The 11,914-nt window shown below is 76.0% G+C and carries 8 protein-coding genes; 3 read left to right on the top strand and 5 right to left on the bottom strand.

Features of this window, described 5'->3' with window-relative positions; genetic code table 11:
* Positions 1 to 51: 51 nt before the first annotated feature.
* Both ACZ6ZT_RS27880 and ACZ6ZT_RS27875 read right to left on the bottom strand, forming a co-directional pair.
* Entirely contained in the window at positions 52 to 1,512 is a 1,461-nt protein-coding gene (locus ACZ6ZT_RS27880) for a M23 family metallopeptidase (RefSeq protein ID WP_469722762.1), read from the bottom strand.
* 300 nt (positions 1,513 to 1,812) lie between these two features.
* On the bottom strand, positions 1,813 to 2,697 hold the full coding sequence (locus tag ACZ6ZT_RS27875; protein WP_469722760.1) for an esterase/lipase family protein: 885 nt from the start codon (positions 2,695 to 2,697) through the stop codon (positions 1,813 to 1,815).
* A gap of 211 nt (positions 2,698 to 2,908) precedes the next feature.
* Between ACZ6ZT_RS27875 and ACZ6ZT_RS27870 the strand changes: the two genes are divergently transcribed.
* Positions 2,909 to 3,313, top strand: coding sequence for a cobalamin B12-binding domain-containing protein (locus tag ACZ6ZT_RS27870; RefSeq protein WP_469722758.1), 405 nt, complete (start codon positions 2,909 to 2,911; stop codon positions 3,311 to 3,313).
* Positions 3,314 to 3,336: 23 nt separating this feature from the next.
* Here the strand turns inward: ACZ6ZT_RS27870 and ACZ6ZT_RS27865 are convergent, their stop codons facing one another.
* The 3 genes from ACZ6ZT_RS27865 to ACZ6ZT_RS27855 form a co-directional block, all read right to left on the bottom strand.
* Entirely contained in the window at positions 3,337 to 4,800 is a 1,464-nt protein-coding gene (locus ACZ6ZT_RS27865) for an oxidoreductase (protein ID WP_469722757.1), read from the bottom strand.
* On the bottom strand, positions 4,797 to 6,461 hold the full coding sequence (locus tag ACZ6ZT_RS27860; protein ID WP_469722756.1) for a DUF5691 domain-containing protein: 1,665 nt from the start codon (positions 6,459 to 6,461) through the stop codon (positions 4,797 to 4,799). Before ACZ6ZT_RS27860 ends, ACZ6ZT_RS27865 begins: the two co-directional genes overlap by 4 nt.
* A gap of 280 nt (positions 6,462 to 6,741) precedes the next feature.
* Positions 6,742 to 8,097 carry an SWIM zinc finger family protein gene (locus ACZ6ZT_RS27855; protein WP_469722754.1) on the bottom strand — a complete coding sequence of 452 codons (1,356 nt, stop codon included), beginning with the start codon at positions 8,095 to 8,097 and terminating at the stop codon, positions 6,742 to 6,744.
* Between the two features lie 134 nt (positions 8,098 to 8,231).
* Here ACZ6ZT_RS27855 and ACZ6ZT_RS27850 point away from each other — a divergent pair, with 134 nt between their 5' ends.
* Both ACZ6ZT_RS27850 and ACZ6ZT_RS27845 read left to right on the top strand, forming a co-directional pair.
* The gene (locus tag ACZ6ZT_RS27850; RefSeq protein WP_469722753.1) at positions 8,232 to 9,338 is read left to right on the top strand and encodes an ATP-binding protein; all 1,107 of its coding nucleotides are present in this window, start codon (positions 8,232 to 8,234) and stop codon (positions 9,336 to 9,338) included.
* A complete protein-coding gene (locus ACZ6ZT_RS27845) occupies positions 9,335 to 11,629 on the top strand; it encodes a DUF5682 family protein (protein WP_469722752.1) in 2,295 nt (764 codons plus the stop codon). Before ACZ6ZT_RS27850 ends, ACZ6ZT_RS27845 begins: the two co-directional genes overlap by 4 nt.
* Positions 11,630 to 11,914: the final 285 nt, after the last annotated feature.

Here is an 11,914-nt window from a genome sequence, read left to right as displayed (position 1 = left end):
GCGGGCCCCGCGCCGGCACCGGTACGTGTGTTATGTGCTACGTGTCACGGGTTACGTGGGGTCCAGGCCGTGGTTGCGCAGCCACGCCGCGGGGTCGATCGCGGAACCCGCGCCGGGCCGCACCTCGAAGTGGAGGTGGGGACCGGTGGAGTTGCCGGAGTTCCCCGAGTACGCGATGACGTCGCCGGCCTTGACCTTGCCGGACCGGATCTTGGTGCTGCTGAGGTGGCAGTACCAGGTCTCGGTGCCGTCGGGCGAGGTCACTATGGCCATGTTGCCGTAGGCGCTGTTCCACTGGGTGCGCACGGTGCCGTCGGTGGCGGCCATGACCGGGGTGCCGTAGGAGACCGGGAAGTCGATGCCGGTGTGCACCGACATCCACATGCCGCCGGCCTGTCCGAAGCCGGCGCTCAGGCCGTGCTGGGCGACCGGGAGCGCGAACTTGGGGCGGGCCGCCTCCTTGGCCGCCGCCTCCTCGGCCCGCTTCTTCTTCTCGTCTTCCTGGCGCTGCTTGAGGTCGATGCGCTCCTGCGTGCGGCTCGCGCGGTCCGCGAAGTCGCCCGCGTCGGCGCTGAGCGCGGCCAGCTGCGTGTCGAGCTTGTTGTTCGCCGCGACCGGCCGCACCGAGGCCGGGTCGGCGGCGGCCATGGTGACCGGCTCCTCGGCGGGCTTGTCGGCGCCGGTGAGCCCGCCGACGGAGGCGGCGGCGACTCCCGCGACCCCCATCACGCAGGCGGAGGGGACGGCCACGGTCAGCAGGGCGGACCGCTTGGCGGGGGTGCGGCGGCGGCTGGCGCCGGCCGCGCCCTTGGCGGTGGCGTTGGCTTTGGTGTTGCCCTTCGCGGCGTTCTTGCCGGTGGCGCGGCGCGCGGAGCGCGGCTCGGCGGGGGTGACGGGCATGGCCTGCGTGGGCAGGTCGTGCACGGCGTCGGTGACGTCCGGCTCGGGGACGTACTCTTCCGCGGCCGTGAAGGTGAGGGGCTCGAAGACGGAGGTCTCCTCGGCGGCGAACGCGTACGCGTCGGCGTCGGGGCCCGGGTCCGTGGCGGTGACGGCCGGGACGACGGTCGTGGCCTCGTATCCGGCGTAGGGGTCCGCGGCGTGCTCCGCACCGCCGCCGCCGTTCCAGGCGGTGGCGTCGTAACTGCCGGTGTCCTGCTGCCCGTAGGCGGGGACGGACCACTGCTGCGTCTGCTCGGCGCCGGCGGGGTCGTACCCGAAGGCGGCGGGCTGCTGGTACGCGGCGGCGGGCTGGGACCAGGCGCTCGTGTCCCAGGAGCCGGTGGCGTCCTCGGGGGCGGTCTGGGGCGGGACGTTGGAGAGGTAGGTCTCCTGCGAGGTCCACGCGGTGGTGTCGTACGAGCCGGTCGCGGTGGACGGGTCGTAACCGCCGCCGGTGGCGGCGTAGTCCGTGACGTACTGGTAGCCCTGACCTTGTGTTTCATAGGAAACATACGGCTGGGCAGGCTGGTCACCAGCGAAAGTGGTGGTGGAAAGGCCGTCGTATCCCATTTCGGGATACTGGCCCGACGTCGGGCGGTCGTTCACCAACTTCTCTTTCGCCTCGGCAGTGGGGGCCTGGGTGCCTGGGTGGCCGGGGAACGGGAGGTTCCGCCGGAGGAGAGCAGTGGCGTGACTGTACCCGCCGGTTACTCGCCACGACAATCTTCGGCGGGGGCCGGTCTCCCGGGAAGCGGGCATTCGGCGGCCTTTCGGTCGCGCCAACACCCAGCCTTGGCCTGGAGTTCGAAATGTGTTCGACATCCGCCGGGGATCGGGCGGGGGATCGGGCGGCGAGCGGCGGGCGGCGTCTCAGACGACCGGGCCCTGGCTTTCGGTTCCCGTGGGGCGGAGATTTCCGGTGGAAGGGGCCGCGCCGTCCGTGGTGGAGTGCGGGGCGTCCGCGGCGCGGACCGGGCCGTCGAGGGCGCGGCGGACGGCGGTGATGACGGCCGGATGCACGGGCATGGCGAGGTGGCCGATGCCCGTGACCTGGATGTTCGTCGCGTCCAGGTCCGGATGCTCGATGCGGGCGGTGCCGGTGGGCGCCATCAGCGCGTCGAACTCGCTCCAGAACGCGACGCAACGGGTCCGGCAGCCGGCCACCGGGGCCCGCAGCTCGGCCATCACCTCGGAGTCCGGGCGCATCTGGCGGACCAGGGGGTGCGCGTCCATGAAGGGCGCCACCCGCGTGCCCTCGTGCGGGGTGCCCAGGGTGACCAGCGTCCGCACGCGCGCGTCGCCGCCCAGGCACTGGATGTAATACCGCGCGACCAGCCCGCCCAGGCTGTGGCCGACGAGGTCCACCCGGTCCTGCCCGGACCGCTCGCACAGCTCCTCGACGCGCCGGCCGAGGTGACCGGCGATGACGCGCAGGTCCCGGGTGAAGGGCGAATAGTTGTACGTCTCCACGCGCCGCCGGCCGCCCGCGCCGAGCGCGCGGCGCAGCAGGACGAAGACCGAACGGTTGTCGGTGAAACCGTGCAGGAGCAGGACGGGCGGCAGGCCGGCGGAGGCCGCTACGGGGCGGTCGAGGGCGGCCGCCGCCTCGGGATCCAGGGCGGCCGCGAGGGTTTCGGCGCGCACCCCGGTGGGGTAGAGCAGTAGGTGCCCGGCGAGCACGAGGGCCTCCAGCACGGCGGCCCTGAGGGCGGCCCCGGTGCGCGACACGGGCAGCGGCGCGAGCGTGAGCCCCATGGACGGCCTCCCCTGGACCTCTCGGGTGCGGGGCCGTGGTGTGCCGACGAGGCCCCGCCACCGTGCCGGGCGGCTGCCGGCGCGGTGGCGGGGCGACCGGGCGGTGGTGAATCAGCGGCGTCCCACGTGTGATTTCCCCCTCGTGGGGGGACGCGAAACGGCGCCGTGCGCAATGCTGTACTTAACGTTCGTTCACTCGGGAGGCAGCGCGATGGGTGTGACCGGTCCGATCCGTGTGGTGGTGGCCAAGCCGGGTCTCGACGGCCACGACCGGGGGGCCAAGGTGATCGCGCGGGCGCTGCGGGACGCGGGCATGGAGGTCATCTACACCGGCCTTCACCAGACCCCCGAGCAGATCGTCGACACCGCCATCCAGGAGGACGCGGACGCCATCGGCCTCTCGATCCTCTCCGGTGCGCACAACACCCTGTTCGCGCGCGTCATCGACCTCCTCAAGGAGCGCGACGCGGAGGACATCAAGGTCTTCGGCGGCGGCATCATCCCCGAGGACGACATCGCCCCGCTCAAGGCCAAGGGCGTCGCCGAGATCTTCACCCCGGGCGCCACCACGACCGCGATCGTCGACTGGGTCAACGCCCACGTCCGCCAGGCCTGACAGCTGCCCCCGCGCTGCGGGGGTCAGTTCTTGCTGAGGGTGCGGGTCACGCCCGCGACGGCCGCCGTCGTGAGCACCCAGCCCGCCGCGATCAGCGCGTACGCCGTCCACTGGAGGGCCGGGGCCGTCCAGTACCAGGCGGCGCGCTGCCCCAGATTGCCGACGGGCACCAGCAGGTCGAGGGAGTAGACGAGCGCGCTGAACCGGGGCCCCTGCCCGCTCTGGACGGGCGTCGGCGTCCCGCTGCCGAACACCGCCGTGCCGAGCGCGGCGAGGGCGGCCAGCCAGAGCGCCGCCAGCCACGGGCGGTAGCCGAAGCCGACGGTGGCGTCCAGGACGTGGCTCCACAGCCGGGCGGCCGGGTTCATCGTGCGCCGCCGGTGGCGCTGCTTGAGGAGCAGGACCCGGCGGGCTTGGTCGTCGTGCCCGACCTTGCGGTACCAGCTGGCCAACTGCTCGTACGGCTGCGGGGCGTAGCCCGGTTCGCGGCGTACCCACTCCACGCGGCGCTCCGCCTCGCGCCGGTCCCCGCCGGCCGCGGGGAGGGAACCGTAGACGAACCCCTGGAGCAGCACCTTCGCGGGCCAGCTGCCGGGCCGGTCGAGCAGCGTCTCGACCCGGGCGCCCCGCAGGTCGACGGCCCCGGCGGGCGGCGCCGCCGGGGTGAAGTCCAGGCTGGCCGCCTGCGTCCCGGAGCAGTCCACCGCGGTGTCCGCGCCCTCCAGGACGGCGTCCGCGAACGTCACCGGGCCGCTCACCTGGGCGCCCTTCAGGTCGACGGTGCCGTGCGCGGTGAACCCGCCCGAGAGGACCAGCGTGGCCGCGGTGGCACGCTCCGCGCGCAGTGCCGTGCCCGAGGGGTGCGGATGCAGCCGGGCCCCGGAGAGGAACAGGCCGCCGCGCAGCACCGCCCCCGGCAGGCAGACGCCCCCGCGCGCGGTGAACCCCTTGCGGGCCCAGAGGCCGCCCGCCACGGTGAGGCCGCCCGCGTCGAAGGCCCAGGCGCCGTCGGCCGACAGGTCCGCGCGGTCCATCACCAGTTCACCGGAGACTTCGGCGTTGCGCAGGAGCAGCGGGCCGCCGAGGCGCGAGCGGCACAGGTCGAGGCGGCCCCCGATCCGGGCCATGCAGGCGTCGATGCCGCCCGCCAGGGTGCTGCCGACCAGGGACACCGTGCGGGTAGCGGCCCCGTAGAGGCTGACCTCCGCGTCGAGCCGGCAGTCCTGGAGGTCGAGGACGTGCGTCAGCTCGGCGCCGCTCAGGTCGAGCGGGCCGGTGACCCGTGCCCCGGACAGCCGCAGCGCGGGCACCGCGCCCGGCGGCCGGGGGCCGCCCCCCAGCAGCAGCGCCCTGATCACCGCCGCCCGTACGGTCGGTTCCGGGGGGTCGCCGCCCGGCCCCGGCACCCGCAGATCGACCGGAAGTCCTTCGGGGAAGGCGTCCCACACCAGGCGTTCCGCCGGGCTCAGCGCTTCGTAGGCGATCATGCGGCCACCTCACCACGCGGCGGCGATCCGCAGGCGGGCGGGGCCAGTTCGGCGTGCATCGCGGCGCGGAGACGGAGGGTGGACGACAGGCGCTGGAAGGCTTCCGCCCAGTACGCGGCGGCGCCCGGGGAGGTGTCCTCGGGGGTGTTGTTGGTGGCGTCGTCGGGGGTGGTCGGGGCGGTCAGGCGGGGGGCTTGTGCCGGGTCGAGGCAGCGTTCCGCCAGGCCCATGACCCCGCTGAAGCTCCACGGGTAACTGCCCGCCTCGCGGGCCGCGTCGAGGGCGTCGACCACCGCCCGGCCCAGCGCCCCCGCCCAGGGGACCCGGCACACGCCGAGCAGCTGGAACGCCTCCGAGAGCCCGTGGGCTCGTATGAACTCCGCGACCCAGTCGGCCCGTTCCCCCTGTGGCAGGGTCTCCAGCAGCCTGGCCCGCTCCGCCAGGGAGGCCGTCCCCGGACCCGCCGCGGGCGGGGCGTACGCCGGGCCCAGGAGCGCCTTCGACCACAGGGCGTCGCGCTGGCGCACCGCCGCCCGGCACCAGGCCGCGTGCAGCTCCTCCGCCCAGCCCCCGGGCACCGGGAACGCCACGATCCGCTCCGGCGAAAGCCCCCCGAACCGCTCCCGCCAGCACGACAGCGGGGCGGCCTCCACCAGCTGGCCCAGCCACCAGGCCCGTTCCCCGCGTCCCGCCGGCGGCCGCTTGACCACCCCGTCGCGGAGCATTCCCGCGTCGCACTCGGCGGGCGGATCGACCCTTCCCGGGCCGACGCAGGCCAGCGCGCGCTCCGCCATTCGCCCGGCCAGCGCGGAGCCCGGGAGCGCCGACAGCAGTTCGGCGGCCGTCGCCCGGACGTTACGGCTGCGGTCGCCGAGGGCCGCCTCCAGGAAGGGCTCGTCCGCCTCCGAGAGGCCCGCCCGCAGCGAGTCGAGGAACATCAGCCGGTCTTCGGCCCGCTCGGCGGCCCACGTCGTGGCGAGCAGCCGGGTCGCGGCGCCGGGCTCGTGCGCCCGTACGGAGCCCAGCAGCGCGACCCGCTCCGCGAACAGCCCCTCCTCCCACAGGCGGGCCACCGCCTCCCCGTCGGCGGGGTCCGGCAGCTCTCCGGAGCCGCCCGCCGTCCCGCGCAGCGCGAACCGCCAGTCCGGATTCAGCCGGGCCAGCCACCGCCCGCGGGCCCCGGCCAGGGCCAGGGCCTGCGGGCGCAGGTCGGTACGGGCCCGGGCCGCGTCCAGCAGCGCCGGGAGCAGGGCTTCCGGCGCGCGGTAGCCGTGCCGGCCGGCCGTCGCCAGCCACTGCGGGAGCAGCTCCGTCAGGTCCGGGGCGGTACTCCGGCGCCCGCCCGCGCCGGCGCGGCCCGCCAGCAGCTGGGCGAGCCGCCGCCGCGCGGCCTCCGGCGGCGCCGGCCGCGGATCGTGCGGCGCCGGCTCCGGCCGCGCGGCGGCCTCGGCGGGCCGCAACCCGGCCCGCCGCCGCACCACCTCCACGGCCGCCGCCCCCAACACCACCCCCGGCGCACCGCCCCGCCGCCCGGTCCCGAGCAACGCGACCCCCACCAACTCCTCCCACCCCATCTCCTCTCCGTGGGTCCCGGCGTGGTCCCCGGGTTCGGTCCCGGGGTGTTCGTGTCGCGGGGTCGGTGTGTGGTGCGTGGTGTTCATCGGGTCCCCCTCCCTCGTCGTCCCGTGCGTGTCCGTACTCGTCGGTGCTGAAGTGCCCCGGTCCCGTCCCCTCCACGGGACCGGGGCAGGCGTCAGCTGGCGTGGTTGTCGTCCATCACAAAGCCCCCCGGCTTTCTCATCCCGTACGGCGGCGCCCCCGCGCCCCGTTCCGGGTACTCGACGTGCACGGCGGATCCCGGTCGTGCCGGTTCCTCGCGGTACCGGTCCACCGGTCCCGATCCGCCGTCCCCCTTCCTTCGCACGGCCCCCCGGGCCCCGGTCACCCCAGGGCGACCGGCTCCCCGGTCTGCGGGTGCCAGGCCGTCAGCGGAGTGAAGCCGCGGTGGCCGCACTCGCCGAAGACCGTGACGGGCCCGCCGCCCGACAGGGCTGCCAGCTGCCACAGCCCCGACCGGGAGCGGCCCCCGGCGAGCGTCACCGGCAGTGCGGACGTCCCTTCCGCGTCCGCGATCTGCCAGACCCCCTCGCCCGCTTCCCCCGGTATCGGGACCACCGGGCCCAGGACCACCGGCCAGGAATCCAGCCACGGGTCCTCCCGCAGCGCGCTCCCGTAGGCGGCCAGCGCCTCCCCGGTACCCACCCCGGGCGGTGCCCCGGTGGCCGCCGCCGTGACGGTGCGGTCCCCGAGATCGGCCCGGAGTCCCGCCGTACCGGTCCGGAAGCGCGCCGGCGCCTCCACCACCAGCCCGACGGGCAGCGCCAGTTCCGGCGGCCGCCCGGGCGGGCCGAAGTCCAGCACCAGGGCCGGGCGTCCGCTCCCCAGCCCCCGCAGCCACGTCCGGCGGGTGGTGAGCCGGCCGTCCGGGGACACCGAGTCGTACTGGGCCAGTACGAGCCAGCGGTCCCGGACGGTCTCCCCCTCCGCCGCGTACGGCAGCCCCACCCGGCTGCGGACGGTCGCGGCCAGCGGCTCCGGCAGCCCGGACACCCCCAGCCAGGCCCTGTCCAGCAGGTGCAGCAGCGCGAACTCCTCAAGCATCCGGGCGGGCCAGCCGGCGCCGCAACCGGGTATTGCCCCCAACTCCCGCACCCGGGTGGCCAGTCCGGGCGCCTGCGCGTCGACCATCCGGGCGGCGGTCTCCTCCCATCCCGCGTAGCCCGCCCGCTCCTGCCCGGCCAGCCCCTCGCGGAGCGCGTCCGCGAGCCGCCGCTCCAGCTCGGTGACGCCCGCCCCCACGCGCTCCGCCCGCCGCTCGGCCCGCTTCCGGGCCGCCTCCGCGTCCACCGGCCGGGCCGGACCGGCCGCCGTACGTCCGGCCTTCGCCGCCCGCTCCGCCAGCCACCCGGCCGCCCAGTCGGGCGCCTCGGCCGACGCCTCGGCCGGCGCGTCCGCCTCCCGCGCCGCCCAGAGCAGCAGCAGTCCCAGCGCGTGCTTGCACGGGAACTTCCGGCTCGGGCAGGTGCACTGGTACGCCGGCCCCGCCGGATCCACGACCGTCCGGTACGGCGTCCGCCCGCTGCCCGCGCACCACCCCCACACCGCACCGGAAGCGGAACCTCCGGTATGCGTCCACGACCCCTCCCCTCCCAGCTTCCCTCCCGCCCTGCGCGATGCCTCGTCAGGAGCCAGAGCCAGTACCTGTTCCACCGTCAGTCGGACCCGCTGCCCAGTCATGTGAACCACCGTAGGGACCCCCACTGACAATCGCTCTGACCTGCAACAACGCCTCGAACAGCGGGCGTTGTCAGTGGCATGGTGCACCGTGGTGGAAGCGGTCGGGAACGGCCGGCGAGCCTTGGAGGGGGACCATGACCATGCCCGGAACCGACACCGCCGCAGAGGTACTGCGACCGCACGCCGAAGACGCCTTCGCACACGAACTGAAAGCCCTGGAAGCGGCCGACGACCGGCCCCGCCCGGCCCGCTGGAAACTCTCCCCGTGGGCCGTCGCCACCTACCTGCTCGGCGGCACCCTCGCCGACGGCACGGTCATCACGCCGAAGTACGTCGGCCCTCGCAGGATCGTCGAGGTCGCCGTCAGCACCCTCGTCACCGACCGCGCCCTGCTCCTCCTCGGCGTCCCCGGCACCGCCAAGACCTGGGTCTCCGAACACCTCGCCGCCGCCGTCAGTGCGGACTCCACCCTCCTCGTGCAGGGCACCGCAGGCACGTCCGAGGAAGCCATCCGCTACGGCTGGAACTACGCCCGCCTCCTCGCCCACGGCCCGAGCCGCGAAGCCCTCGTCCCCAGTCCCGTCATGCGGGCCATGGCCGCGGGCACGACCGCCCGGGTCGAGGAACTGACCCGCATCCCGGCCGACGTCCAGGACAGCCTCATCACCGTCCTGTCCGAGAAGACCCTCCCGATACCGGAACTCGGCCAGGAGGTACAGGCCGTACCCGGCTTCAACCTCATCGCCACCGCCAACGACCGCGACCGCGGCGTCAACGAGCTCTCCAGCGCCCTGCGCCGCCGCTTCAACACGGTGGTGCTGCCGCTGCCCGCGACCGCCGACGCCGAGGTCGACATCGTCGCCCGCCGCGTCGACCAGCTGGGCCGCGCCCTGGAACTCCCGGCGGCCCCCGAGGGACTGGAGGAGATCCGCCGGGTCGTCACCGTCTTCCGGGAGCTGCGCGAGGGCGTCACCGGCGACGGCCGCACCAAGGTGAAGTCGCCCAGCGGCACCCTCTCCACCGCCGAGGCCATCTCCGTCGTCACCGGCGGCCTGGCCCTGGCCGCCCACTTCGGCGACGGCGTCCTGCGCCCCTCCGACGTGGCCGCCGGTCTCCTCGGAGCCGTCGTCCGCGACCCGGCCGCCGACCGGGTCGTCTGGCAGGAGTACCTGGAGGCGGTCGTCCGCGAGCGGGACGGCTGGAAGGACTTCTACCGCGCCTGCCGGGAGGTGACGGCATGAGTCCGGGGGCCGCGGGACCGCTGCTGCTGGGCGTGCGCCACCACGGGCCGGGCTCCGCCCGCTCGGTACGGGCCGCGCTGGACGCCGCCCGGCCGCGGGCCGTGCTGATCGAGGGACCGCCCGAGGCGGACGCGCTGCTGCCGCTGGCCGCCGATCCCGGGATGCACCCGCCGGTCGCGCTGCTCGCGCACGCGGCCGACGACCCGGGGCGGGCCGCGTTCTGGCCGCTCGCCGCCTTCTCCCCGGAGTGGGTCGCCCTGCGCTGGGCGCAGGAGCGGGGCGTGCCCGTCCGCTTCATCGACCTGCCCGCCGCGCACACGCTGGCCGCCGCGCCGGAGTCCGGCGCCCGCGCGGCGGGGGAGCCCGCCCCGGAGGAGGCCGGTGACGTGCCGGTGGACCCTCTCGCCGCGCTCGCCCGCACCGCCGGGTACGACGATCCGGAGCGCTGGTGGGAGGACGTCGTCGAGCACCGGGACGCGGGCGCCGCCCGGGACCCGCTGGCCGTCTTCGAGGCCGTCGCGGAGGCGATGGGGGCCCTGCGCGAGGCCTGCGGGGACGGCGGCCGGCCCCGCGACCTCCTCCGCGAGGCCCACATGCGTCAGCGGATGCGCGCCGCCCGCCGGGAGTTCGGCGCCGATCACGCCGTGGTGTGCGGGGCCTGGCACGTCCCGGCGCTGCGCGCGCGGACCACGGCGGCGGCCGACCGGGCCCTGCTCTCCGGACTCCCGAAGACGAAGGTGGAGACCAGCTGGGTGCCCTGGACCCACCGCAGGCTCGCCCGGGCCGGCGGGTACGGCGCGGGCATCACCTCACCCGGCTGGTACGCCCACCTCTTCGCCGCCCGGGACCGGCCCGTCGAACGCTGGCTGACGAAGGTCGCGCAGCTGCTGCGGGAGGAGGACCGGCAGGTCTCCCCGGCGCACGTGATCGAGGCGGTCCGGCTGGCCACCACCCTGGCCGCCGTCCGCGACCGGCCGCTGCCCGGGCTGACCGAGACCCTGGAGGCCGTCCGGGCGGTGATGTGCGACGGCTCCGACGTACCGCTCGCCCTGATCGAGGACCGGCTCGTCGTCGGCGACGTACTCGGCGAGGTCCCGGACGGCGCGCCCGCCGTACCGCTCCAGCGCGACCTCACCCGCCGGATGCGCTCGCTGCGCCTCAAGGCCGAGGCCCAGCGCCGCGAACTGGAGCTGGACCTGCGCAAGGACACCGACGCGGCCAGGTCCCTGCTGCTGCACCGGCTGCGGCTGCTCGGCGTCGAATGGGGCGTGCCGACGGCCTCCCGGAGCGGTACGGGCACCTTCCGCGAGACCTGGCGGCTGTGCTGGGAGCCCGAGTTGTCGGTCCGGGTCGTTGAGGCCGGGATCTGGGGCACCACCGTCCTCGGAGCGGCCACCGCGAAGGCGGAGGCCGACGCCGCGGCGGCCGGGGAGCTGGCCGAGGTCGCCGCGCTGGCCGAGCGCTGCCTGTCGGCCGGGCTCTCGGAGGCACTGCCCGCCGTACTGCGGGCCCTGGCCGACCGGGCCGCGCTCGACACCGATGTGGCCCGCCTGGCGGCGGCGCTGCCCGCGCTGGCCCGTTCCCTGCGGTACGGGGACGTACGGGGGACCGACGCGCGGGCGCTGGGGACCGTCGCGGCGGGCCTCGCGGAGCGGATCTGCGTGGCGCTGCCCCCGGCCTGCGCGGCCGGGCTCGACGCCGACGCGGCGGCCGTGCTGCGGGACCACGTCGACGCGGTGCACGGGGCGGTCGCGCTGCTGGCGGACGACGCGCCGGGGCTGCGCGAGCGCTGGTCGGCGGTGCTGCGGACGCTGGCCGGGCGGGACGCCGTGCCCGGGCTGATCCGGGGCCGGGCCGCCCGGCTGCTGCTGGACGGCGGCCGGCTCCCGGACGGGGAGCCGGCGCGCCTGATGGGACTCGCGCTGTCCCCGGCGGCGGCCCCGGCGGACGCGGCGGGCTGGATCGAGGGTTTCGCGGGCGGGGGCGCCGGCGGGGGCACTCTGCTGGTCCACGACGAGCGGCTGATGGGCCTGATCGACGCCTGGCTGGTGTCGGTGCCGGAGCGGGCGTTCATCGGCGTACTGCCCCTGCTGCGGCGCACCTTCGGGGCGTACGAGCCCGGGGTGAGACGGACGCTGGGCGAGCTGGTCCGGCGGGGGCCGGGCGGCGGGCGCCGGGGGCGGTCCGCGTCCCGCGCCGCCCCCGAGGGCTTCGCCCCGGAGCTCGATCCGGACCGCGCGGCCGCGGCGGCCGCACTGGTCCGCACGCTCCTCGCCGCGGCCCCGGCCTGAAGCCCTGCGGGCCTGCGGGCCTGGGGAGCGGGCGGGGGACGGGACAGGGGGCCAGGGGCCATGGGCCCCGGAAGGCCGGACGGGCGAAGGGGGAAGGGCAGATGACGGGGACCGGGACGGAGCCGGAGACGGAGACGGACATGCGCGTGGGCAGGGGCACGGGCGTGGGCATGGACTCGGGGACGGGCATGGGCACGGACGCGGGCATCGGCACGGACGCGGGGACGGGGACAGGCATGGGCACGGACACGGACTCGCGTGGGGATACGGGCGCGGTTGCGGGCG

The sequence above is a fragment of the Streptomyces sp. NPDC102258 genome (assembly GCF_055584685.1).
This window is presented reverse-complemented; position numbering and strand designations above follow the sequence as displayed.

Bases quoted from the DNA above. Each gene is read 5' to 3' on its own strand.
- ACZ6ZT_RS27870 (WP_469722758.1), top strand. From the start codon at position 2,909: ATGGGTGTGACCGGTCCGATCCGTGTGGTGGTGGCCAAGCCGGGTCTC.
- ACZ6ZT_RS27880 (WP_469722762.1), bottom strand. From the start codon at position 1,512: ATGGGATACGACGGCCTTTCCACCACCACTTTCGCTGGTGACCAGCCT.
- ACZ6ZT_RS27875 (WP_469722760.1), bottom strand. From the start codon at position 2,697: ATGGGGCTCACGCTCGCGCCGCTGCCCGTGTCGCGCACCGGGGCCGCC.
- ACZ6ZT_RS27850 (WP_469722753.1), top strand. From the start codon at position 8,232: ATGACCATGCCCGGAACCGACACCGCCGCAGAGGTACTGCGACCGCAC.
- ACZ6ZT_RS27855 (WP_469722754.1), bottom strand. From the start codon at position 8,097: ATGACTGGGCAGCGGGTCCGACTGACGGTGGAACAGGTACTGGCTCTG.
- ACZ6ZT_RS27860 (WP_469722756.1), bottom strand. From the start codon at position 6,461: ATGAACACCACGCACCACACACCGACCCCGCGACACGAACACCCCGGG.
- ACZ6ZT_RS27865 (WP_469722757.1), bottom strand. From the start codon at position 4,800: ATGATCGCCTACGAAGCGCTGAGCCCGGCGGAACGCCTGGTGTGGGAC.
- ACZ6ZT_RS27845 (WP_469722752.1), top strand. From the start codon at position 9,335: ATGAGTCCGGGGGCCGCGGGACCGCTGCTGCTGGGCGTGCGCCACCAC.